This is a genomic window from Clostridium saccharoperbutylacetonicum N1-4(HMT) (genome assembly GCF_000340885.1).
Taxonomy (GTDB): domain Bacteria; phylum Bacillota; class Clostridia; order Clostridiales; family Clostridiaceae; genus Clostridium; species Clostridium saccharoperbutylacetonicum.
Map to the genome: position 1 here is coordinate 3,672,293 of NC_020291.1, position 25,301 is coordinate 3,697,593.

A 25,301-nucleotide genomic window follows, 5' to 3' on the forward strand; every position below is an offset into this window, starting at 1 on the left:
CCTTAATTTTTTCCCTCATATATTATAGCACTATATTTATAAAATCTCAAATTATGCTAAAAAAACATTAATTTCGAAATTTAATACTAAGAGGACTCTATTCCTAGAGTCCTCTTTATCATTTTATTTAACTGATTTAGTATATATCATTAGATGATCGATTTTTAGATTTTTCATCTATAAATATATCAAGAGCTTTTATACCTCTTCTAGCTAGTTTGATAAATAAAACTAGCGAATAAATAGATACACCAAATATTACTAAATAAATCAATACAAGTATAATTCCAAATCCTGCTCCTACCCCAGACATCATAAACTCTCTCCTCCTTAATTGCAATTTTATACTTTCCTTATAATTATATCACATTATGTAAATTATATGAATTATTTTTTTAATTCTGTCTAATTACTATTTTGTTAAGTATAAATGCAGAAGTTTGATTGTGTTCTCTAATGCTTTATAATGTGTTCTCTCCATACCATGTGAAGCATGAACTCCTGGGCCAATAAGTGCCCCTTTTATATCATTTCCTGCTCTTAATGCAGCACTTACATCAGACCCATACATTGGATAAATATCGACAGCATAATCTATATTGTTTTCTTTTGCTAAATTTATTAATTCTGTAGTCATTTCATAATCATAAGGTCCACTTGAATCCTTTGGACAAATACTAACTTGATATTCTGTACAAGATAAATCATCACCTATGCACCCCATATCGACTGCTATTAATTCAGTAATATCATTTGGTATATATGCAGATCCATGTCCAACTTCTTCATATATTGAAATTATTATTTTTGTAGTGAACGTAGGCTTAATTTTTTCTCTATTCATTAATTCTAACAAAGCTATTATAGCTGCTACACTGCCTTTATCATCGATAAATCTAGATTTTACAAACCCACTTTCAGTGATTGTTGTCTTTGGTTCGATAAATATAAAATCTCCTGGAGCAATTCCTAACGCTAAGACATCCTCTTTATTTTTTACCACTTCATCAATTCTAATTTCCATGTTTTTTTCATCTCTTACTTTAGTTTTACTATCTTCAAATACATGAGCTGCTGGACTAGTGCTTAAAAATGTTCCTGTATAAAGTTTTCCATCTCTTGTTCTTATTTTACAATACTCACTATCTAAAGTTGGTACTATCGGCCCACCTAATATTGTAAACTTTATAGTTCCATTAGCTGTTATAGATCTAACCATAGCCCCTAATGTATCTACATGCGCACAAAGTCCAACTGTCTTGTCATTACTATTTCCTTCAATAGTAATAATCCCACACCCTTTGTTAGTTCTCTCGAATTTATATCCATAACCTTTTATCATTTCTTCTATTTTATTTATTATTTCAAAACAAAACCCTGTAGGACTATCAAATTCTAATATTTCTTTTGCTGTTTTTAAGACTAATTCCTTATTAACACTTATATTATTACTCATATCTACCTCCAAAAGTATATTATGTTATTTTCATTTATAATATTATCATAAATATCCTATCTTATTCAAATGTTAGCTTAATCCTCATAATATTTGTATAGATAAAGTAACACTTTTAGTATTGAAAATATAATATTAGATGAATCAATATTATGTCAGTATAATATATCTATACAATATCGTTAACTTTTTCTATTACTTCTTCCTTATTATCTAAAATAATATTACAAGTTTGCTCAGTATATGCAAATTTTACTCCAAATAAATAAATAAGCACACCAAGTATTATTAAATACAAAACTATATAAATTGCATTGTTAGAAATTACAGCAACTGACTCATAAATAGTAATTGTTCCAAATATCATGAATATAATTCCTGCTCCCCACTTAATATACTTTTCTGGAATATGTCTACACATCTATGCACCACCTAGTATACCTATACCATCTGCAATCAGCATCCCTACAGTTGTCCCCATTAATATGAATAAAGGATTGTGGCTTTCTGCAGACATTGCTATTGTCATAAGTTGAGTCTTATCGCCCATCTCTGCCACCACTACAAATAATAATGCTTTAATAAATTCCGTCATTTCTTTTCCCCCTAATTATATTTAGTATGTAAATAAAAAAAGACCTCTAACACAATATGTCTTATCTCTAGCAAAACTTTCTAGCATAAAAAATTATACTAAAAAGTTTAAGTACACTGATAAAACCATTGCATTAAAAGTCTCACTTGACTAAAATAAGCCACGATAAAGTCAGACCAATAGGTCAGTATGTTGACTTTATCACCAATACAGGCAGTTACTCCCTTTTAACAACTTGTCATTAATTTTCAATATTGTCCATAATAACATAAATTATTCACATACAATACGAATCTCTAAATTATGATTAATTTAATATTAATTTTAACTTTTCAATTAAAGCATTCATCTCAAAATCAGTTCCTATGGTTATTCTTAAAAAATTATCTATTCTATCTTTATTAAAATATCTAACTAATATTCCATTGTCTTTTAATGTCTCATAAAGATATTTCCCTGACACTTTATTATGCTGCACAAAAACAAAATTTGCTTTAGACTCTAAAATAAGGAAACCTAAAGCCTCTAAATCCTTAACGGTTCTTTCTCTTGTATTTATTATTTTCTTTGTTATTTCTTTAAAATATTCCTGTTCCTTTATAGCTACTTTTGCACCTGCTAGAGCAACTCTATCTATAGTGTATGAATTTATACTATTTTTTATCCTATTTAAACCTTCTATTAAATCTCTATGTCCTAAAGCAAAACCTACTCTAAGTCCTGCTAATGAACGTGATTTCGATAAGGTTTGAATAACTAAAAGATTATCATATTCTTTAATGAATTTCACCATAGACTCGCCACCAAAATCTATATAAGCTTCATCAATAATAACTACACTGTCCTTATTTGTTTCAATTAAGACTCTCAACTGTTCAATATCAATGTATTTACCTGTTGGTGCATTTGGATTAGGGATTATTATTCCTCCATTCGAAAATTTTAATTCTTCCAATGGTATATTATAATTATCATCTAATTTTACCAACTTATAATCTAAATTAAAAAGCTCAGCATATACCTTATAAAATGTATAGCTTATATCAGGAAATAAAATTTGTTTTTCCTTTGAAAAAAAAGTCATAAATGAAAATGCTAAAATCTCATCCGAACCATTACCAATAAAGACTTCATCTTTATTTAAACTATAATATTTTGCAATTTCCTCTATAAGTTCACTGCAAGTTGGATCTGGATAAAGCTTCAAATCATCATTTACAGCATTTTTCATAGCCTCAATTACATTATCTGCTGGTGGATATGGATTTTCATTAGTATTCAATTTTATGTACTTTTTGTCCTTAGGCTGCTCCCCAGGCACATAAGGCTCTATTTCTTTTACCTTGTCATTCCAAAATTTACTCATTTAATTGCCCCCTAGTATGTTTTACATTTAAGTACATTATACCTTAACATACCTTTGTGTGCAAAACTCATTAGGCAAAAATACTAACAATCAATACAGCCATTGCAACAATAGGCAAGCCACCTTGAGTAAATATTATTTTCTTGTTAGCAGTAATAGATCCAAATACTGCAGCTACTATAACGCAACTTAAAAAGAAAATTTTTAAGTACAAGCTTATTGTTTCAGAGGCTAGTAAACTCCATAAAAGTCCAGCTGCCAAAAATCCATTATATAATCCCTGATTAGCAAACATTACATTAACTTTCTTTTGTTCAAGAAACTCACTATCCAAATCAAAAGCTTTTTTAGCCACTGGAGATTTTATAAAAAACATCTCAAGTATCATAATAAAAAAATGTTCCATTGAAACTGCCAAAATTAAAGCATCTAAAATTATCTTCATCATTTCACACTCCCTTCTAAGGCGTCAATATGAGCAAATGAGCTTATCACTTTTTATCAAATTAAGTGCTAGTTTCATATACAATCTTCTTTATACTTGAAACTGATAAACAATAATCTTCTGCTAAAGATTCTTTGCTCTGTCCACATTGAAATTTGAATTTAATCTCTTTATTTCTTATCTCAAGTTCTTTTCTTGCACCCGATTTTGTTCCCCATTTACTACGAATTCCATCTTCCTTTGGGATATAGACGTATTGCCCCTGACAATACTTCTGGATTGTTTCAATTAATTCTTTTGGTAATATATTTTCTGCGCTTATATATTTCACTTTTATTCCACTCCTTAGAAATTATTTACTCTAAGGGTGCAGAATTTATTTAAAATATATTAGGCTATTATTCTTATTGTTTTAACTTCATGCTAAGTCAAATGCCTAAGCCTTAAATAAACTCTGCACAAAGTGTAAAAGGTGTGTCTTTTTGCAAAACGATTCCCCCTAATCTGCATTTATTAATTAGCCATTTCCAAAAAAATAACTATCTAGTATAAAGTATTAATACTAGATAGTTATTTTATACCTATACTTACCATTTATATCATAATATAGGTTTTATTATTAGTCAAATATCCATTCCAACATATTTAATTTTTATATAGGCGGTTAATTGCACTTATCATTGATTTTATCGATGCTCTTGTAATATTACTATCAACACCTACACCGAAAGTTTTACTACCAATATCGTTTCTTTCCATATATACATATGCAGCTGCTTTTGCTTCAGAACCTGTACTTAAAGCATGCTCAGTGTAATCTATAATCTTAATATTAATCAAACTACTTCCTGCCAAGGCTGCTTTAAATGCATCAATAGGACCATTTCCAATACCTTCAAGTTCTTTTTCATTTCCATTATGAACTATGGATACATTAACTTTGGTATCTTCATCTCCAGCGTAATCAGATATATCTGATATTGCACATTTTACTAACTTGAATGGTTCCTCTAAATTTAAATATTCCTTTTCAAATGCGTTCATTACTTCTGCTGGAGAAACTTCACCTTTTCCTTCAGAAATATTTTGAATAACGTCCGCAAATTCTTTTTGCATAGTTTTTGGAATCTTAAAGCCATAACAATGATCCATAACAAAAGCTATTCCGCCTTTACCTGACTGGCTATTAATTCTTACTAATGCTTCATACTCTCTTCCTAAATCACTTGGATCTATTGGTAAATATGGTACCTGCCATATGTTATCATGTCTTTCCTGATACTTCTTCATTCCTTTATTTATTGCATCTTGATGTGATCCAGAGAATGCAGTAAATACAAGATTTCCAGCATATGGATGTCTTACATGAACTGGAATCTTAACACATCTTTCATATACTTCTATTATTTCATCTACATTTTCTAGGTTTAATTCAGGATTTACTCCATGAGAAAACATATTATAAGCTATAGTAAGAATATCTACATTTCCTGTTCTCTCACCATTTCCAAATAAAGTTCCTTCAACTCTATCAGCACCTGCAAGAAGTGCAAGTTCTGCATCAGCTACACCGGTACCTCTATCATTATGAGGATGAACACTTACTATTACTCTATCTCTATCTTTAAAATTTTTACACATCCATTCAATTTGATCAGCATAAACATTAGGAGTATCCATTTGAACTGTAGAAGGAAGATTAATTATAACCTTATTTTCACTAGTTGCTCCCCATGTATCTAAAACTGCATCACAAATTTCAACAGCATACTCTACTTCAGTTCCTGTAAAACTTTCTGGAGAATATTCAAGCAAAATTTCTCCATCAAACTCTTTAGCATACTCTTTTACTAATTTAGTTCCTTCAATTGCAATTTCTTTAATTTTATCTTTACCCATATTAAATACAACATCTCTTTGAAGAACAGAAGTTGAATTATAAATATGAACAATTGCTTTTTTAACATCTTTTAATGCTTCAAAAGTTCTTTCAATTAAGTGTGGTCTTGCCTGTGTTAAAACCTGTACTATAACATCATCTGGAATATGCTTTTCCTCAACTAGTCTTCTTAAAAAATCATATTCAATTTGTGATGCTGAAGGAAATCCGACTTCAATTTCTTTAAAGCCAAGTTTCACAAGCAATTTAAAAAATTCTATTTTTTCATCTACTGTCATTGGATTTATAAGAGCTTGGTTACCATCTCTTAAATCAACGCTACACCAAGTTGGTGCTTTTGTTATTTCATTATCTGGCCAAGTTCTTTCCTTGAATTTAATGGTTTCAAATCTCTTATATTTCTTATAATTTAACATCTAATTAGCCCCCCAAATATATATTTATTATAAAATTCATTTCCACATGCCATTTTGACTCCCAGATATAGTCCCTCAACTACGCCTCGAATTTTCATAATAAATATTATTGTTTTATCTACTTTCTTATTAACCCCACTTATATCACCTCTTTAGAATTTTGAATATTATATGTATTTTACCATACCACTTATTATATGTAAATAAATTAACTTTTTTTCAACGAAAATATTAATATTTATACATATATTATATAAATTTATCAAATTATAACCATTTACAAGGAACATGAATATACTATATTATAGTAATTTTTAGGGAGCTTAATATGATATTTTTATCACCACTTTTACTTGCTATCACTTCTACTATTTTTACCTTACAAGTATCATCTAATTTTAAGAACAAAAAGATTCAACTTCCTAAATTTATCATATTATTAATAGCTATTATAGTAACTATTGGTACTTTTATTTCTATGCTATTAGGTAAATTTATTTTAACATTTTTTGATCCTTCTCTAGGTAATATATTTGGCGCAGTAGTTTTAAGTCTCAGTGGAGTATACTTCATTTCTGATAATTTTAGACTTCAAAAAAAGCATGCTGGTTATGATACTTCCTTCTATTTTGAAAATGGATTACAATATAAAAGTATTCTCGAAAATCCAAGTATAGTTGACTTAGATAAATCTAATTCTATTGAATTAAAGGAAGGTTTAACACTTTCAACTGCACTAATTTTAAATACACTTTATACTACCTTTGGCGCTGGGCTTACTGGTATTAATATTAGCATAAGTATCTTCTTTTATTTTATCTTTTCTGTTCTTTTTCTTTACTTAGGTTCTTTATATTTCAATACTGATGTTTATAATTGGTTAAAGAAAAATGGAAGTATAATTTCTGGGCTTATTATAATCATCTTAGGTATATATGAAGCTTTTATTTAGTTTCCTTATAAAAAAGAAAACATTACACGAAAAATGTATTGTTTTCTTTCTTATTATTCAATTGATACATATATTGTACAACGAATTTATTCAGATTTTAAAGATTTTCAAAGGAAATCAACCGTAAATTTATCATTTAAAATTATTCATATCTTAGAGCCTCTATTGGGTCAAGCTCTGCGGCTTTCTTCGCTGGATAATATCCAAAGAACACTCCAATTACCATTGAAAATGAGAAACTTATAATTACTACAACTGGCGATACTGTTGTAACATACCCCATTGCTTTTGAACCAAACGAACCAACTCCTAAACCTAGGAAAATCCCTAAAATGCCTCCTATTGCGCATATAATCATAGATTCAACTATAAATTGCATTTTTATATGCCTACTTTTTGCTCCAAGGGCTTTTCTTGTTCCTATTTCCCTTGTTCTTTCAGTTACAGATACAAGCATTATGTTCATTACCCCAATTCCACCAACTAAGAGGGATATAGCTGCTATTCCAGATATGGCCACTTCAACGGTATTCATCATTGTTGTTCTTGATTCAAGCATACTCTCCATATTACTTGCAACTGCTTCAAATTTAGTATTTTTTATATAAAGGCCAGATAAATAACTATTTAATTCTGTTGTAAATGTTTGAACATCAACTCCATCTTTAGCCTTTATTTGGAACGTTTGATAATTTTTATTTGTTGCTGTTTTCTTTTCAACTGATATAGGTATATATATATCTGTTGTTAGATTTTCATCTGAAGATGTTCTACTTCCTCCAGATGCTTTATAAGTATATACTCCAACTACAGTATATATGTGAATAGCATTTGATGTATAAACTTTTATTTGTTGATCAATAGGATTACTATCACCAAATATTTTTGCTACTAATTTATCCGAAACTACTGCGACACTTTTAGCCCCATCAATATCATTTTGTGCTAGATATCTGCCTTCCTTCATTGCAATATTTTTAACATCTTGATATCCTACATTTGTGCCAACAGTACTTATGTTAGCATATGAAGTTTCACTTTTTACTTTACCAGAAGAACCACTCTCACTTACACTTATAGAACTTATCTTATCTTTATACTCCTCTTGCAGTGTATTTATTTGTTCCATTGTCATAAGATCAAAATCTTTTGCTGTGCTACTTGATTTACCTATTCTTCCACCTGAAGGAATATTACCTCCTGGTCTTCCACCACCTAAGATGCTCCCTACATTAGCACTTGCATTACCTTTATTTCCTGCATTTTGTGAAGCATTATTAGATGTTTTACTATTATTTTGTTGACTGTTTGTTGAATTTTTTCCATTTGCATTATTTTGTGAATTAACATTTTCCGTGCTAGTCGTACTTTTTTCTTGAATGTTAACAGTGATATTAGTTGCTCCCATTGAAGACATTGAACTTTCCACAGATGCCGTCATTGCACTACCTACTGAAACAACTCCAATTACAGATGCGATACCTATTATTATTCCAAGCATAGTAAGCAATGCTCTCATTTTATTTGACTTAAGCCCTGCCAACGCAAGCATTATATTTTCTTTAATAAACATATCTTTCACCATCTTTAATTTTATATTTTTTAATTTATATTTTAACTTAATTTTATAAATTAAATATAAACAATATGTAAACTTGCTGGTTTATTTTATATTATTTTTACTTTAAATTAAATCACTTCAATTTTATAATATAAAAAATAAAACAAGAGTAAGTTTTTCAATAAATCCTTACTCTTGTTTTACTATATAATATTGCTATAAATAGTTAGTTTATTCATATCTAAGCGCTTCAATCGGATCAAGTTCTGCAGCTTTCTTGGCTGGATAATATCCAAAGAATACCCCAATAAACATTGAAAATGAGAAACTGATTAACACAACTATTGGTGATACAGTTAAAGTTTTTCCTATTATACTTGACCCAATAGTACCAGCTCCTAAACCTAGAGCAATTCCCAAAATTCCACCTATTGAGCAAATTATTATTGATTCAACAATAAATTGCATTTTAATATGTCCGGCTTTAGCTCCAAGAGCTTTTCGCGTTCCTATTTCCCTTGTTCTTTCAGTTACAGATACAAGCATTATATTCATAACTCCAATTCCGCCAACTAAAAGAGATATAGCTGCTATTCCAGAAATAGCTAGAGACACTGTAGTTAACATTGAAGTCATTGATTCAAGCATACTTTCCATATTACTTGCTTGTGCTACAAACTTAATATTTTTAGCATAAATATTAGATAAATAAGTTGATAATTCAGTAGTAAATGTTGAAACATCAACATTATCCTTAGCTTTTATGGTGAACGTTTGATAATTTTTATTTGTTGCTGTTTTCTTTTCAACCGATATAGGAATATATAAGCTAGTAGATAAATTTTCATCAGAGGTAGTTCTATTTCCTCCGCCTGATTGATACTTATATACTCCAACTATTGTATAGGTAAAAATAGCATCTGAAGTATAAAACTTAATTTTTTGTCCAATTGGATCAACATTATCTCCAAATATCTTTGACACTAATTTATCTGAAACTACAGCAACATCTTTAGCTCCATCAATATCATTTTGAGTAAGGTATCTTCCATCCGTAATTGTAAGACTTTTTATGTCTTGGTATCCAATGTTTGTACCAGTTACACTTACATTTGCATAGGATGAATCACTTTTAACCTTACCAGAGCTCCCACTTTCTGATATACTTATCGAGCTAATTTTATCACTAAAATTTTCTTCAAGTGCATTAATTTGCTCCATTGTCATAAGATCAGTATCAGATGTAGAACTGCTTGAACTACCCATTCTTCCACCTTGACCACCTCCTGGCATTCCACCTCCACCTGGAGGGCCACCTTGTCCACCAGCTGACATAGCACCTCCACCTGGAGGTCCACCTTGCATTCCTGACTTATCGCTTTTTTTGTCATCACTTTTTTCAGTATTTACATTAGCATTTGACTCATCAGTTGCAGTTTTTTGTGCTAAAGCTTTTGCTTTTTCTGATGTACTTTTTTCTTGAACATTAACAGTAATATTTGTTGCGCCCATTGATGCCATAGAGCTTGTTACAGAAGATGTCATTGTATTTCCCACAGAAACCACGCCTATTACTGATGCTATACCAATAATTATTCCAAGCATAGTAAGTAACGAACGCATTTTATTAGCTTTAAGGCCTGCTATTGCAAGCAACATATTTTCTTTTATAAACATATCTTTTCCTCTTCTTGATATCTTCTATAGTAATTACTATTTTCCATAGTGGAAATTATATTACCATCTTTTAATGTTATAATTCGCTGTGTTTCATCTGCAAGTTCGTTATTATGGGTTATAAATACAATGGTTTTACCTTCTTGTTCATGAACTTTATGAAATAAATCCATGACCATTCTTCCTGTTGCCGAATCAAGTGCTCCTGTTGGTTCATCAGCAAGAATTATGCTAGGATTCGTTGCAAGAGCCCTAGCAATTGCAACTCTTTGTTTTTGTCCTCCTGATAATTCATTAGGTCTGTGAGCCATTCTATCTTTCATTCCAACTAAATCTAAAAGTTCTTCTGCTCGCTCTCGTCTCTGTTTTCTATTCATGCCATAATAAAGAAGAGGTAATTCAACATTACTCAAAGCTGTACTTCTTGGCATAAGATTATAAGTTTGAAATACAAAACCTATTTGCTTATTTCTTACTTCTGACAAACCATCATCTGATATTTCATTGATATTTGTTCCGTCTAAAACATATTCACCAGAAGTGGCTCTATCAAGAGCACCAATAATATTCATTAAAGTACTTTTTCCTGATCCAGAAGAACCAATTATCGATACAAATTCGCCTTCCTTCACTGTAATATCAATGCCCTTTAAAATATTCAATTGATTTGGAGTTCCTATATAAAAGCTTTTTGTAATATTTTTCATATCTATTACATTTTTACTCAAAAAAACTCACCTCCTAAATTTATTTTATTGCTACTGTACTTCCATCTTTATAATTTGATGGTTCGTTTAATATAAGCATACCATCTGTAAGATCAGCACCATCAATTACAACATTAGTATCCGACTCTAAACCTTTGGTTACAGAAATTTCTTTAACAGTATATTGAGTCCCTTGTTTAACAGCGGCATAAACATGACTTTGTCCATCTTTTGTGATAACCGCTCCATATGGTACTGAATAAACATCGTTTTTTTCATTAGTGATGATTTTAACCACTGAATTCATTCCAACTTTAACTTTGTCATTTTGACCAGTTAGGTGTACTTTAACTGTAAATGTAACATCGCTGCTTGTTGAATTGCTTGTTGTACTTGTAGAAGTGCTAGTTTTACCACTACTTGTACTCGTACTGCTTGTACTTGCACTAGCAGTGCTAGAAACTGGTTCTACACTTACCACTTCAGCTTCAATAACAGCTGAACCTGAAGCATCCGTTGTTATTTCTGCCTTTTGTCCAACTTTAATATTTGCAACATCTGTTTCATCAACACTAGCATTTACAATTAAATTACTTAAATCTTGAATTACAAATAACGCTCCACTAGCTTGTATACCTACCACTGCATTAACATTAGTTACAGTACCATCAACAGTAGCTACTACTTGTGCATCTTGAAGCTTTTTTTGCTTATCTTCTAAAGCAAGTTTATCACTTTGATTATTAACTGTTGCCTGAGCACTGTCATAATTGCTTTTTGCTTCAGCTAAATTTTGACTAACGTTAACTTTAGCAGCTTCTAAGGCAACTGTTGCCTTATCATAAGTATTTTTCGCATTTTGATAATTATTTTGTGCAGTGTTTAAATCTTGTTGTGAAATTTCACCTTTTGAAAGCATTACTTTGTCATAATCGTAAGTTCTTTGCTTATCTTCCATATCCATTTTTGCACTATCAAGTGCTTTTTCTGCATTAATAATATCAGTTTGTAAATTATTATCTTGTAAATATTTTAAATTTTCATATTTTTGTTTTGCACTAGCTAATGTTAATTGGTTCTTTTGTTGATTAGCAGTATAAGTTTGCTGAGCTTCAGAAATTTGTTCTTGTAACGTCGTAGTATCAATTGTTGCAAGAACATCTCCCTTCTTCACCACATCTCCAACTGATACATTTATTGATGCAACATTATACTCTAAGTTTGAATATATATTTGTTGAATCTCCACTTTTAATAGCACCAGATGAATTAATTGTTGTTTGGATATTTCCTTTCTTTAAGGTTGTATATTTAGCACTAACTTGTGCTGTTTTAGGCTTTGAAAATTTAACTTTATAAACTGTAACTCCTAAAATTACAACAAGTACTAAACTTACTATACTTATAATTTTTTTCTTTGTTAAAAACTTCTTTTTTGCTAATCCCGAGCCTACAATACCATTATTTTCTATACTACTTTTCTTAAATAACAACTTCAATTTTAGTAACCCTCTTTCATCTCAATGTACTTTAAATAATTTAGATAACATTTATTTCTATTATTAACAAATGTAGCTGTATCATTATCTAAAGATAGTTTGGCAGCATCAACATCATTTTTTGAAACAAATCCATAATCATATTTTGTTTTGGTAATTTCATATTCATTTTGTTTTTGATTTATAACGTCATAAGTATTTTTTAATGAGTTATAAGAACTCATTAATTGATCATATTGACCTTTAAAATCTGTTTCAGCATCATTAGTAAGTTTGGTTAGTTTCATTTTTGCATTTTCAACTTCATAATCATGTGAATCAGAATCATTATCTTCATCTTCTAAATCATTAATCGTGTCATTTTGATTTTGTATATCAACATTATTTCCTAACATTGTATTTAAATCATCTTCATATTTTATTTTTGATATTACCTCAAAATCTTTTGTAATATCTGTTTCGAAGGTCAAATCATCTTCAGAACTTATCCCAAGAAGATTACATAATTTAACTTTATCCAATTCTAATGTGTCATTGCCTGAATTAAGATCATTAACAGAAGTATTGGCTTGAACTAATTCTGTATATTTATTTTTAGAAATAAATCCATTTTCATATTGTAGTTTATATATTTCTTCATTTCTTTTGTTTTGTGTTACAGTATCTTCTTTTATATTTTGGGTAGCCAAATCATTTAAATAAGTAATATACGCAGTTTGAGCATTGTATATCTGTGTTTCAACATTTGAATTATAGTTATCCCTAGCAGTTTTCAAAGCATCTCTAGCACTATCTAAAGCCTTTTCTGCTGATTCATAGTTGCTTTGTGCTGTATCATAGGCACTTTGTGCTATACTAATAGCCGTTGTATCACCAGATGCTTTTGCTGTATCAAGTGCAGTTTTTGCACTATCTCTTGCAGAACTTTTAGTTTCAAACGCATCTCTTGCATCATGATAAGTATCATTAGCTATTTTTGATTCATTGCTTTTCATTTTAATATCTAAATTGTTTTCTGTCATAATATCTCTTATATTTTCTAATGATACTTTAATTTTATCATTCGAATTAGTTGAACTGTCTGTTGTAGCAGCTTGTACTAAATGTGCATTTAGTAAAGCCACATTTGATGATACAATCAAAGTCATTATTAATACGCTAATTATTTTCTTTTTCAATATTTTCTCCTCCTTAATTTGTCAACTTCCAAATATAATTCTGTTAATAGTAGTATTTATTGTAAAATCTTTTTTTAATTATAATTGAGTTATGTAACAGCCCTATTACGCAAATATAAACAAACCATAAACCAATGTTAAATTTATGTTAAATTTATTTTTTATGATAAAAAAAGTACAAATATCAAATTTCTATCTTTTGACACTTGTACTTTCACTAAATATTTACACATTATATTGCAATATTATATTAGTTAAATTTTATCACTGACTTTAAATATTAAATCTATATCCTGCCCCCCAAACAGTTTCAATATATTGTGGGTTGCTACTATCTAATTCAATTTTTTCCCTTATTCTGTTGATATGTACTGTTACAGTTGAATTATCCCCTAAAGATTCTTCTCCCCAAATTCTATCTAACAATGCATCCTTTGAAAATACTATATTAGGATTTGAAGCCAAAAATAATAATAATTCAAATTCCTTATTGGCAAACTTTACTTCCTCTTCCTCTATATAAACTCTTCTTGCTTTAAGTAAAATTTTAATTCTCCCAATAGCTATCGAACTTTTTTCCTTTGAATTATTCTTTTCTACAGAAGTCAACCGCTCGTATCTTGAAATATGAGCATTTACTCGCGCTACAAGTTCACTCGGACTAAAAGGTTTTACAATGTAATCATCTGCGCCTATGCCAAGCCCTTGAATTTTGTAAATGTCTTCTTTTTTAGCAGTAACCATTAAAATTGGAATTTCTTTAACTTCTCTGATTTCTTGGCAAACTTTAAATCCATCTTTTCCAGGCAACATAACATCTAACAATATTAAATCAAAATCTTCGTTTAAAGCTAATTCCCCCCCTTGAATTCCATCTAATGCAATTTTTGTTGCAAATCCAGTTATCTCAAGATAATCTTTTTCTAACTCTGCAATACTCTCATCATCTTCAATAATTAATATTTTTTTCACCAAACTTCCCCCAAATCAATAAATCGTCCTTTTTTAAACTTCACAATTTAAATTGTTAATATTTCAAATATTTTTTTTATAATTCTTAGGAAGTATTATTTTAATTGATAAACCTTCCTTATTATAAGCTATGATTTGTCCATCATGGGCCTCAATGATATGTTTAGCTATAGCTAGACCAAGTCCACTCCCTTCATTAGGTTTTGTACGTGAAGCATCTCCCCTATAGAAACTCAAAAACAACTTAGGAATATCTTCCTCTTGTACACCACTTCCATTATCACTTAAGATTAATTCTATTAAATCTCCTTTATCGTACAAACTTATTTCTATTTTCAACTTTCTATTTTTATTATATTTAACACTATTATCTAATATATTTAAAAGAACTCTATACATTTCCTGTGAATCAAGCTTTACTTCTGTTGAAGTATCACACTCACTTAAGAAAGAAATCTCAACCTCTTTTCCATAAAACTCTTTTTTAGCACATTTAAAGAAATCTCTTAAATATTCATTAACATTAACTATATTAAACTTAAAAGGAAACTGCCCAGTATCTAACTTTGAGAATAAAAATAAGCTATCTACAAGTGCATCCATATCACATGCCTTTGTATAAATTGTATCTAAATATTTTTTTTGTTTTTCAGGCGTACTAGCTACTCCATCTCGCAACCCTTCCACATATCCTTTAATAGCAGTTAATGGAGTTCGCAAATCATGAGATATTCCAACTACTAGCTGTTTCCTGTTTTCCTCATACTTTAACTGCATTTCAACAGAATCCTTTAGTCGCATCCTCATCTCATTAAAATCCCCACAAACTTGATTAAATTCATCATCACTATCATAATTCATCTCAAAATCTAAATTTCCATTTTTAATTTGTTCAGATCCATAACTCAATAGTTCAAGGGGTACTATTAACTTCTTGTATATTTTACTAGATAATATAGCATTAGTTATAGTAACAACAATCAATGAAATAATAATAACTAAAACAATATAGCTTATTATAAATTTTGACATTTCACTTTTAAAATCAAATATAATTGGCTTATAATCTGAATTAATTGCTATAATATTTATTATTTTACCATCTCTCATAAAACTATTCTTTACTAAAGAAGCTGAATTCATTTCTAAAACTATTGAATTTGATTTAAAAAGAATATCATCTCCAATAATAGAAATTGCTTTTTTATCTTCTTCTGTAACATTAGATGATATTATCTCCCCATCATTTGTGATTATTAAATGATAGCCTTTAGGTTCTAAAAGTTTTTGTAGCTCTTTTGTTAGATTTTCAAAATCTTCTTTATCCACAAACTTATTAATATCTGGCCTAATGTTTTGCTGAAGAATATAAGCGTTTGGATCACGCTCTCTTTCAATTGAAAATCTACTTTCAATAGCTTTTGAAAACGGAATACTCATTATCATTGCAATTACGAAAATAACAACTACAGGTATTATTAACATAAGAATGTTTGATATTGTTAATCGCTTTTTTATTTGCATACTAATTCCTCAACTAATTTTTTATCAACATTAAAATTTTCTAAATCAATCTTTTCTGGATTAGTTAGCAAAGAGTAATCCTTAATCCATATATTCCCATCAATAATTTTGCATTCATTTATTTTTTCAGTATCATTTTTTTCATAGACTTCCTCTAACTCTTGAGTTTTAGTAAGAACCGCAATTCTTCTACAGGGTTGCTCCTGTTCACTATAGATATTAAAAAAACTATTATATGAATCAAAACTTTTCACTGACACAACTACCTTTAAAAACAAATTATACTTTTTTGCTGCTTCTATTGCATTTATATATTCTTTGTTCATTTTCTACACGCTCCACACATATTTGTATTCAAGCTATTATCTCATAAGGCTTTACTTATTACAATATTCACTATTAAAAGCTTTACTTTTAAGTTCCGCTATTTCTTCTTTCCTTAGATATCTCCATTTTCCATCTTCTAAATTATCTATGGTAATATTCATAATTCTGACCCTTTCAAGCCTGATCACTTTGTAACCTAATGCTCCACACATTTTTCGTATTTGCCTATTAAGTCCTTGTGTTAAAATAATTCTAAAGGATATATCATCAACTTTTACAAGCTTACAGGGTCTGGTTTTTATTTTATTTTTCTTAATAAGATTCTTCTCCGCTAATTCCTTTAAACTTATAAAATCAGTGAATTTTTCTGAATTATATTCATTTATATTTTTATATACACCTAAGGTATCTGATATTCTTTTTATTCCAGAACTTTCATCTGCTGAAATTTCAACTCCTTCAGACATTTTAGCAATAAATTCATCTTCAAATTTTCTATCAACAGTTACAATATACTCTTTTTCATGTAAATTTTCACATTCTAAAATTGCATTAGCTAATTCACCATCATTAGTCATTATTATAAGTCCCTGAGAGTCTTTATCTAGTCTTCCTACAGGAAAAACATATTCAGAATATCCTAAAAAATCGATTATATTACCTTTGACATCATTTTGTGCTGTGCAGATAATTCCAACTGGTTTATTCATAGCAATATAAATTTTATCCTTTTTGTAAATAGGTTTATCATCAAGAAGTATTTTATCTACATCCTCCTCAATCCATTGTCCTAATACACATAGTTTACCATTTACTTTAATTCGCTTTTTTTCAATTAATTTATTAGTTTCTTTTCGTGAACAAATTCCATAATTGCTAAAAAGTTTATTTATTCTCATTAAATATCTTTATTCCTTCCTCAATATAAATCAATCATTCTACTATTTATCAAATAATATGCTTTTTATGAGTGCAAAAGCCTCTCTAGTATATGTAATAGGAATTAAATACCACACAGTATCACTTGAATAATTATCAAAATATCCATAACCATTTTTCTTTGCTAAAATACTACTTCTTAATGCATGAAAGTCTGTTGTAATTATTTTTACGCTCACATCTTTTATATCTTTATGACTATTATTCTCTATTACTTTTTTTGAATATTTAAAATTCTCATTTGTATCTCTTGATTTATCTTCAATTAATATTTTGTTTTCATTTATTCCATTGTCAATTAAATATTTTTTCATTGCAAGAGATTCAGGCAGCTTTTCATCCGCACCTTGCCCTCCAGATAAAACCAAATATGAATCAGGATTTTCCTTGGAATATTTTATTGCTACATCAAGCCTGTCTTCAAGTATTAAACTAGGAGTTTCTCCATTGGCTAATCCAGCACCTAAAACAATAGCATAATCATCCTTTTTATCATTATGTTTAGGAAAAGCAACAATAACTATTTCAATACTAATAAAGCAAATAATTAATACGACTAAAAGCTTTTTTATAATACTTAAGCCTTTTATTATAGCTTTATTTCTCATAATTTTTTCCTTAATGAAATTAAAGAATATTAATATAATTCCTAAAAATACTATTGGAACACTAAAGGCAATTTTAGTTCCGCTAATAAAATTAATGTAGATTACATAAATAAGTAAAAATATACCTAATATAATGCTCCAATTTTTTCTCATAAATCTCATCTCCTTCAAATTAGTCATGTCTTTATTAAGCTCATTATAACTAATTTTTGTAGCTTTATGCTTATATTTAGAGAAATTTATAGGATATGTAATAGATTCTTAATAGTTTGTAATAATATTGTTATACTTAATTTTTCACAAATAAATACACTCTTGCTAAACTAACTTTCAACAAAAGTGCATTTAATTGGATATATAAATTATTTATTATTTAACAATTTACCAATTTCTTCATGCGTAAATTCATATTTTTTATTACAAAAATGACATACAACTTCTTCTGTTTTATTATCATCATATATTTCTTGAAGTGTTTCTTTACCAATAGATATCAGAGCTTTTTCTATTCTTCCTCTAGAACAATCACATTTATATTCTGGATTCATTGAATCTAATATTTTTAAATCCATTCCATCAAATATAAATTCTAAAATTTCTTCTATACTTTTGCCTTCACTTATTAAGGTTGAAATTGGAGGAATTTCTTGAAGTCTATAAGTTATTACATCAGCAAGAAATTCATCTGCACCTGGCATCATTTGTACAATAAATCCCCCAGCTGCTTTTATTGATAAATCTGTATCAACTAATACACCTAGTGAAACAGCTGAAGGTGTTTGCTCAGATACTGTATAGTAAAAAGCTAAATCATCACCAATTTCACCAGTTTGTATTGGCACTTGTCCTATATATGGATCTTTTAATCCTAAATCTTTTATTACATAAAGAATTCCATTTGTTCCTATAGCTCCACCAACATCAAGTTTTCCTACATTATTTAATGGTCTTTCAATATATGGATTACCTATAACTCCCTTTACAGTTCCATCACTATGAGCTGTAACAGTAATTCCATTAATTTCACCACCACCATTTATCTTTAAGGTTATAACTTCCTTCTTATTCTTTAATGTAGCTCCCATTATAGCTCCTGCAGTAAGCATTCTTCCCAAAGCTGCTGATGCTACTGGAGTACAATCGTGTAATTTTGCACCTTCATCTACTAATTCAGTTGTAATTCCTGCAATAATTCTTACCATTCCATCTTTTGCAGTTGCTCTTATTATTTTATCTTTTCCCATCGCTTTATCTCCTACTTTATTAAGTTAATTATTTATTTATAGGTTCTAATTAATATTATAAATTTAAGTTTAAGTTTAAGAAATCCTAAATTTCCTCATTAATTAAACATTTATAGTTTACTATTGATAATTGTCATCTAATAGCACTATTTTCCCACAACATAAAGAATTCTTTCAGAATTCTCTTTTACTTTTTCATTTGAATATCCTTCAAATTTATTTAGTATTTTAAATTGACATTTTTTTAAAATATCTTCAATATATTCTTCACTATAAGCTCTTTCAAAATGCTCTTCTTCAAACTTTTCATATAAATTATTTTCTTGTTTTACGAAAAAGGTTAAAAACATATTTACTATATCATCTTCAAAGGAATTTTCCCATGTGTAGAAAACATCATCAGAACTATATGTATAAATATTATTCCCAAGTACTGTTGAAAGTTTATAATATGAATTAATATCAAAAATAAAAAGTCCATTTTCAGATAAATGTTCATTTACTTTTAAAAAATAATTTTCTAAAGCTTCAGTTTCTGTTATGTAATTTGTTGAATCAAGAACTGATGTTATTAGATCGAATTTTTTATTCAAGCTTAACTCACTCATATCCTGGCATATTACTTTTGCTTTGATCTTATTCTTCTTGAATTTTTCAAAAGCCATATTTAACATTTCATCAGATAAATCTACAGCATATAGGCTATTAAAGTATTTTGCTACCTTTATTGCTACATTACCTGTTCCACAGGCTAAATCTAGATAATTGTCAAAATTCACATTGTTTTCTTTGCATAAATTCACTACTTTCTCTGCAATCTTATCATAATTAATATCTTCATATATTAATTCATCATAAATAGTTGCAAATTCTTTATATGCCATATACTTTAATCACGTCCTTAATTTTAAAATACTAATTCTTCTAATATATTATATCGTAATTCTTTACTTAGTCAAATTAGTAGTAAGTTAAGGGTTATTTTCCTTTTTTCTCTTAGCCATAATTCCACCTATTCTACCAGTTTCTCCTGCTGATAAGCCTCCCCAGCCTTCTCTATTAACTTTATCCATTAAACCTAGCTCCTCCGCTATTTCATATTTAATTTTTTCTCGCAATTTTTCTTCTTCTGTAAGTTCCTTATTTGCTTTTAATTTTGCCTTTATTACTTTTTTCATAGTTCTATCTGCCATAACTTATTCCTCCAAATTTCAAAATCTACTATTGCTATTTTATCCTTATTATTTATATATATTCTTATAAATTACTTTTCATAATTTTATAAATAATTATGTATAATTATTCACATAATACTTGATTTTTCTTTGGTAATGAAAAGAATTATTGATTAATGAATAGTTTTTTTCAAATTATTTTTCTCATTGACTTGATATTTATTCAATATTTAACTATAGTATTTGTATAAATAAAATTATTATAAATAAATTTAGGAGGGATTATTGTGTATAATGTTGCAATAGTTGGGGCTACTGGAAACGTAGGCAGAAAGTTTTTAGAAATCTTAGAAGAAAGAAACTTTCCAGTAAAAGATTTATATCTTTTCGCATCAAAAAGATCAGAAGGAAGTACTTTACCTTTTAAAGGAAAAGAATATGTGGTTGAAGAAACTTGTGAAAAGAATATAAAAGATAAAAAAATAGATTATGCACTATTTTCAGCTGGTGGGGATGCAAGTAAAGAATTTGCACCTGTTTTTGCTCAATATGGAGCTGTAGTAATTGACAATAGTAGTGCTTGGAGAATGGATCCTGAGGTACCACTAGTAGTACCTGAAGTTAATCCTGAAGATATCAAACTTCACAAAGGAATTATAGCTAATCCAAACTGTTCTACAATTCAAGCAATGCCAATCATGAAAGCTTTACATAACAAATATGGAATTAAGAGAATAGTATATTCTACTTACCAAGCAGTATCTGGAGCCGGCATCCAAGGTATAAGAGATTTAGAAGATGGAGTTAAAGGTGTAGCACCTAAGAAATTCCCATATCCTATAGCTGGTAATGTTTTACCTCATATAGATGTATTTTTAGAAGATGGTTATACTAAAGAAGAAGAAAAAATGATTAAAGAAACAAGAAAAATTCTTCATGAACCAGACTTAAGAATTACAGCTACTACTGCTAGAGTTCCAGTTCTTAACGGACATAGTGAAAGTATTAATGTTGAACTAAATTCTGAATTCGATATAAAAGATATTTTTGAATTATTAGGAAACACTCAAGGTGTAACTGTATATGATAATGTTAAGGAATTAAAATATCCAACAGCTCTTGAAGTTTCAGGTAAAGATGATGTATATGTTGGAAGAATCAGAAGAGATTTTAGTATTGACAATGGATTAAATCTATGGGTTGTTGGTGATAACATAAGAAAAGGAGCAGCTCTTAATGCTATCCAAATTGCAGAAATAATGATAAAGGACAACAAATAATTTAAGTAATTACGTTGGAGGAATCTAAATGTCAATCTTTCAAGGCTCAGCTGTAGCCATAGTTACCCCTTTTAATGAAACCGGAGTTGATTTCAAGAAACTTGAAGAACTCTTAGAATGGCATGTAAAGGAAGGTACAGATGCAATTGTTATTTGCGGCACTACAGGTGAAGCTACTACAATGACAGAAAAAGAGATACAAGCTACGATTAAATTTACTGTTGATGTAATAAACAAAAGAATTCCTGTTATAGCTGGAACAGGCTCTAATAATACAGCTTCTGCCATTTCTATGAGTAAATATGCAGAAGCAGCTGGAGCTGATGGACTTCTTGTTATTACACCCTATTATAATAAAACCACTCAAAAGGGCTTGATAAAACATTTTTCAGCTATCAATGCTGAAGTAAAGACACCAATAATAATTTACAATGTTCCAAGTAGAACAGGAGTTAATGTAACTCCAGGCACTTTACACGAACTTTCTAAATTAAATAATATTGTTGGAATAAAAGAAGCTAGTGGAAATATCAGTCAGGTTGTACAAATGAAGGCCTTATGCAAAGATTCTATTGATATATACTCTGGTAATGATGATCAAATAGTAGCTATCATGGCACTTGGTGGTAAAGGAGTTATTTCTGTATTAGCCAACATAATTCCTAACAAAGTCCATGAAATGGCTAAAAATTGTTTAAATAATAATTTCAAAGAAGCTTTAGATATTCAACTTGATACTTTAGCTTTAACAAATACTCTATTTGTAGAAATAAATCCAATCCCTATTAAAACAGCAATGAATCTTATAGGCTTTAAAGTTGGAGAGCTTAGACTTCCTCTTTGCGAAATGGAAGTTAAAAATGAAGAACTTTTAAAAGCTGTTTTAAAAGAGAATAAATTAATGTAAGGTGATAAGATGATTAAAATAGTATTAAACGGCTGTTCAGGTAAAATGGGAAAAATGATTACTGACTGCTCTACTAAATTCAAAAATTTAGAAATAGTTGCTGGAATTGATAAGTTCCAAAGTAATGCACCCTACCCTATATTTGAAAATGCACAAGCTTTAAATCTTGAATATGATGTTTTATTAGATTTCTCAAGAGCCGAAGCTCTTAATGATTTATTAAACTTAACTGAAAAAACTCAAAAGCCATTAGTAATATGTTCTACTGGCTTTACACCAGAAGATATAGCACTAATAGATGAAAAAAGTAAAACTTTAAAATTATTTAGATCTGGCAATATGTCTTTTGGGATAAATTTAATAAGTTCTCTTTTAAAGAAAATCACTCCAATGCTTTATGGAAATTATGATATAGAAATAATCGAAAAACATCATAACCAAAAAGTTGATGCACCTAGCGGTACTGCATTAATGCTTGCAGACGCTGCTAAGGAATCTATAAAAGATACAACAACGTATGTTTATGGAAGAGAAGGCAATGCTAAAAGAGAAGAAAATGAAATTGGTATCCATGCTGTTAGAGGTGGTGGTATTATAGGCGATCACGAAGTTATCTTTGCTGGAACTGGTGAAGTAATTGAACTAACTCATAAAGCAATTTCAAGAGAAGTATTTGCAGTTGGTGCTTTAAAAGCCTGCGAATACATGGCTACTGTAACTATCCCAGGTCTTTATGACATGAATGATGTTATAGGGCTTGAATAATAAATTTGAACTTATGAAAAACAGAAGTGATACTTATATCACTTCTGTTTTTATATATAACACTTATCAATTATCAAATCCCACCTTAAATATAACTGAAGTTCTTCTTCCATAAAATTGTACTTCCGTTTACTTATATCTATACATACCTTGTAAATATAATCCATTCAGATTATTGATACTATAATATATTTCTGTTATTTTATTGGGCATATTTATTAAATTCTCGCAAATCTCCATTAATAAAAAAATTATTTTTTAATTGATACAATGTATGGGTATATTTTATAACTTCTAATAATAAAATTTATAAAAGTTATATATTTATGGAGGTTATCGAATGCTAGAATGTATCAAAAAAGCATTAGAAAGTGCACTTGGCAAAGGTATATATGATTTAATTAATTATTTGCTTTTTTTCGCACTTGGTGGAATCTCTGGCCTTATAACTCACTCTATTTCTATTAATAACAAATATTTGATGGATTATGCACCTATAATCACTATTACTTCTGTTATTTTAGTTGCTTTATTAGCATTAGTGATCTATAAAAAGGTTAGTCCTCTTCATAATTTCTATTTAGATACAGATTTTGATTATATATTTCTCGAAAAAAAGCTGACATATGAATATAATAGTCCAGAGGACATAACATATACAAAAAAATATAAAATTCTATTGCGTAAGAGCACTGATAGATTTCATGATAAATATAATTGGACCGGTGACAATAATCCTATTATTACAAGTTCAGATTCTCATAATAAAATTTTTTCTACAACAAGAAGAGATTCTTACCAACAATTTGAAGTCTATTTTGGTAAAAAGTTTAAAAAAGGAGAAATCATCGATTTAACTCTAATTTTTAAATTAACTGATAAAGAAATGAAAGCGTCAACATCTTTTTCTACAACAATTGTTGAACCCACAAAAAAACTAACATTAACAATTAAAATTAATAAAAAATATAGAACTGATTCTGCAATTTATGAGAAATTTCCTTCTACAGATAGCCGCATAGCTTTAGAAACGAAAGAGTATCATTTTCCTGATAATAGTGAAATTGAAGTAACAATTGATGATCCCAAAATGTTATTAGTTTATTCATTAAATTGGTAAAATCCAAATATAAAATAAATAAATTCTTGTTATAAGTAACAATATATTTGTCAATACTATAATATAAACAAATGCTTATTTTAAAATCTGAAAAACAAAGGGTGAAGTATTATGCATGACTAATATAAAAAAAAGGATAACCAATTAATGGTTATTCTTTAATTTTCAAATTGGGCTTATGTTCTATTACAATAATAGATTCTTCATTGACACTATTTATAATATAATTCTTCAAAGATTGGGTAGTTGACATTTTTAAATGGCCAATCTCTTTTTATCCAATTTTTAATGGTTCTATACAAAAGTTCGTCTGTTATACTATTTCTTGTCCACATTGTAATTTCAGCATCATGATAATTGCTTGGATCAATATAAAGACATCCCAAACAGTTTTTATTTTCTAAATCAAATACAGTATAAGCAAACGCTACTCTTTCATCAAATTCTTTCTCGTGCCTTATTAAATCCATCTCATCTTCCTCGATTGTTAGATTATCAGCTGGCCATCCATTTGTATATTCTTCCGTATAAAGTTCATGAATATGCTCTTTAGCTTCCATAACTGCAATATAATCTTCTTTTAAATCTAATGCAGTTAGTTTACGTATAGTGAAATTTTCACTTATATGCTCAATAGGAACAATAAAATCATCTGGTACAAATTTATTTTTATTTTCCATTTTTACCTC

27 protein-coding genes are annotated in these 25,301 nt (G+C 28.9%); 5 read left to right on the forward strand and 22 right to left on the reverse strand.

Annotated features, from left to right (window positions below; translation table 11 throughout):
- Positions 1-136: 136 nt before the first annotated feature.
- The 8 genes from CSPA_RS16340 to leuA all read right to left on the reverse strand — a co-directional run bounded on the left by CSPA_RS16340 (position 137) and on the right by leuA (position 6,178).
- Positions 137-316 carry a hypothetical protein gene (locus tag CSPA_RS16340; RefSeq protein ID WP_015393448.1) on the reverse strand — a complete coding sequence of 60 codons (180 nt, stop codon included), beginning with the start codon at positions 314-316 and terminating at the stop codon, positions 137-139.
- A gap of 96 nt (positions 317-412) precedes the next feature.
- Positions 413-1,456 (reverse strand): M42 family metallopeptidase, encoded by a 1,044-nt coding sequence (locus tag CSPA_RS16345; protein ID WP_015393449.1) that lies wholly within the window; start codon positions 1,454-1,456, stop codon positions 413-415.
- A gap of 169 nt (positions 1,457-1,625) precedes the next feature.
- Positions 1,626-1,877, reverse strand: coding sequence for a hypothetical protein (locus CSPA_RS16350; protein ID WP_015393450.1), 252 nt, complete (start codon positions 1,875-1,877; stop codon positions 1,626-1,628).
- Complete coding sequence (locus CSPA_RS29205; RefSeq protein WP_015393451.1) at positions 1,878-2,051, reverse strand: TMEM165/GDT1 family protein; 174 nt, start codon at positions 2,049-2,051, stop codon at positions 1,878-1,880.
- 307 nt (positions 2,052-2,358) lie between these two features.
- Positions 2,359-3,417 (reverse strand): histidinol-phosphate transaminase, encoded by a 1,059-nt coding sequence (gene hisC, locus CSPA_RS16355; RefSeq protein WP_015393452.1) that lies wholly within the window; start codon positions 3,415-3,417, stop codon positions 2,359-2,361.
- Positions 3,418-3,487: 70 nt separating this feature from the next.
- Positions 3,488-3,865 carry a DUF1304 domain-containing protein gene (locus tag CSPA_RS16360; RefSeq protein ID WP_015393453.1) on the reverse strand — a complete coding sequence of 126 codons (378 nt, stop codon included), beginning with the start codon at positions 3,863-3,865 and terminating at the stop codon, positions 3,488-3,490.
- Between the two features lie 58 nt (positions 3,866-3,923).
- A complete protein-coding gene (locus CSPA_RS16365; protein WP_015393454.1) occupies positions 3,924-4,193 on the reverse strand; it encodes a CD3324 family protein in 270 nt (89 codons plus the stop codon).
- A gap of 314 nt (positions 4,194-4,507) precedes the next feature.
- Positions 4,508-6,178: a 2-isopropylmalate synthase gene (gene leuA / locus CSPA_RS16370; protein WP_015393455.1), complete on the reverse strand. Its 1,671-nt coding sequence runs from the start codon at positions 6,176-6,178 to the stop codon at positions 4,508-4,510.
- Between the two features lie 328 nt (positions 6,179-6,506).
- Here leuA and CSPA_RS16375 point away from each other — a divergent pair, with 328 nt between their 5' ends.
- Positions 6,507-7,130 (forward strand): MntP/YtaF family protein, encoded by a 624-nt coding sequence (locus CSPA_RS16375; RefSeq protein ID WP_015393456.1) that lies wholly within the window; start codon positions 6,507-6,509, stop codon positions 7,128-7,130.
- 142 nt (positions 7,131-7,272) lie between these two features.
- Here the strand turns inward: CSPA_RS16375 and CSPA_RS16380 are convergent, their stop codons facing one another.
- The 13 genes from CSPA_RS16380 to CSPA_RS16440 all read right to left on the reverse strand — a co-directional run bounded on the left by CSPA_RS16380 (position 7,273) and on the right by CSPA_RS16440 (position 20,558).
- Entirely contained in the window at positions 7,273-8,703 is a 1,431-nt protein-coding gene (locus CSPA_RS16380) for an ABC transporter permease (RefSeq protein WP_017810536.1), read from the reverse strand.
- A gap of 219 nt (positions 8,704-8,922) precedes the next feature.
- Positions 8,923-10,368: an ABC transporter permease gene (locus CSPA_RS16385; RefSeq protein ID WP_015393458.1), complete on the reverse strand. Its 1,446-nt coding sequence runs from the start codon at positions 10,366-10,368 to the stop codon at positions 8,923-8,925.
- Positions 10,359-11,096: an ABC transporter ATP-binding protein gene (locus CSPA_RS16390; RefSeq protein WP_015393459.1), complete on the reverse strand. Its 738-nt coding sequence runs from the start codon at positions 11,094-11,096 to the stop codon at positions 10,359-10,361. The genes CSPA_RS16385 and CSPA_RS16390 overlap by 10 nt, the downstream gene beginning before the upstream one ends.
- A 19-nt stretch (positions 11,097-11,115) precedes the next feature.
- On the reverse strand, positions 11,116-12,573 hold the full coding sequence (locus CSPA_RS16395; protein ID WP_015393460.1) for an HlyD family secretion protein: 1,458 nt from the start codon (positions 12,571-12,573) through the stop codon (positions 11,116-11,118).
- A gap of 2 nt (positions 12,574-12,575) precedes the next feature.
- Complete coding sequence (locus CSPA_RS16400; protein WP_015393461.1) at positions 12,576-13,751, reverse strand: TolC family protein; 1,176 nt, start codon at positions 13,749-13,751, stop codon at positions 12,576-12,578.
- Positions 13,752-14,024: 273 nt separating this feature from the next.
- The gene (locus CSPA_RS16405; protein ID WP_015393462.1) at positions 14,025-14,723 is read right to left on the reverse strand and encodes a response regulator transcription factor; all 699 of its coding nucleotides are present in this window, start codon (positions 14,721-14,723) and stop codon (positions 14,025-14,027) included.
- 63 nt (positions 14,724-14,786) lie between these two features.
- Positions 14,787-16,247: a sensor histidine kinase gene (locus tag CSPA_RS16410; protein WP_015393463.1), complete on the reverse strand. Its 1,461-nt coding sequence runs from the start codon at positions 16,245-16,247 to the stop codon at positions 14,787-14,789.
- A complete protein-coding gene (locus tag CSPA_RS16415) occupies positions 16,238-16,573 on the reverse strand; it encodes a hypothetical protein (RefSeq protein WP_015393464.1) in 336 nt (111 codons plus the stop codon). Before CSPA_RS16415 ends, CSPA_RS16410 begins: the two co-directional genes overlap by 10 nt.
- A 51-nt stretch (positions 16,574-16,624) precedes the next feature.
- Positions 16,625-17,473: a pseudouridine synthase gene (locus tag CSPA_RS16420; RefSeq protein WP_015393465.1), complete on the reverse strand. Its 849-nt coding sequence runs from the start codon at positions 17,471-17,473 to the stop codon at positions 16,625-16,627.
- Positions 17,474-17,515: 42 nt separating this feature from the next.
- On the reverse strand, positions 17,516-18,274 hold the full coding sequence (locus CSPA_RS16425) for a YdcF family protein (protein ID WP_015393466.1): 759 nt from the start codon (positions 18,272-18,274) through the stop codon (positions 17,516-17,518).
- 209 nt (positions 18,275-18,483) lie between these two features.
- A complete protein-coding gene (hslO, locus tag CSPA_RS16430; RefSeq protein WP_015393467.1) occupies positions 18,484-19,365 on the reverse strand; it encodes an Hsp33 family molecular chaperone HslO in 882 nt (293 codons plus the stop codon).
- A gap of 146 nt (positions 19,366-19,511) precedes the next feature.
- Positions 19,512-20,249, reverse strand: coding sequence for a class I SAM-dependent DNA methyltransferase (locus CSPA_RS16435; protein WP_015393468.1), 738 nt, complete (start codon positions 20,247-20,249; stop codon positions 19,512-19,514).
- 87 nt (positions 20,250-20,336) lie between these two features.
- The gene (locus CSPA_RS16440) at positions 20,337-20,558 is read right to left on the reverse strand and encodes an alpha/beta-type small acid-soluble spore protein (protein WP_015393469.1); all 222 of its coding nucleotides are present in this window, start codon (positions 20,556-20,558) and stop codon (positions 20,337-20,339) included.
- Between the two features lie 269 nt (positions 20,559-20,827).
- Between CSPA_RS16440 and CSPA_RS16445 the strand changes: the two genes are divergently transcribed.
- From CSPA_RS16445 to CSPA_RS16460, 4 genes are all read left to right on the forward strand, one after another.
- Positions 20,828-21,820, forward strand: coding sequence for an aspartate-semialdehyde dehydrogenase (locus tag CSPA_RS16445; protein ID WP_015393470.1), 993 nt, complete (start codon positions 20,828-20,830; stop codon positions 21,818-21,820).
- Positions 21,821-21,848: 28 nt separating this feature from the next.
- Positions 21,849-22,727, forward strand: a complete 879-nt coding sequence (gene dapA, locus CSPA_RS16450; protein WP_015393471.1) for a 4-hydroxy-tetrahydrodipicolinate synthase — start codon at positions 21,849-21,851, stop codon at positions 22,725-22,727.
- A 9-nt stretch (positions 22,728-22,736) separates the two neighbouring features.
- Positions 22,737-23,492: a 4-hydroxy-tetrahydrodipicolinate reductase gene (gene dapB / locus CSPA_RS16455; protein WP_015393472.1), complete on the forward strand. Its 756-nt coding sequence runs from the start codon at positions 22,737-22,739 to the stop codon at positions 23,490-23,492.
- Between the two features lie 340 nt (positions 23,493-23,832).
- A complete protein-coding gene (locus CSPA_RS16460; protein ID WP_015393473.1) occupies positions 23,833-24,612 on the forward strand; it encodes a hypothetical protein in 780 nt (259 codons plus the stop codon).
- A gap of 212 nt (positions 24,613-24,824) precedes the next feature.
- Here CSPA_RS16460 and CSPA_RS16465 read toward each other — a convergent pair whose 3' ends face one another.
- Positions 24,825-25,292 (reverse strand): hypothetical protein, encoded by a 468-nt coding sequence (locus CSPA_RS16465; RefSeq protein WP_015393474.1) that lies wholly within the window; start codon positions 25,290-25,292, stop codon positions 24,825-24,827.
- Between the last annotated feature and the right edge of the window lie 9 nt (positions 25,293-25,301).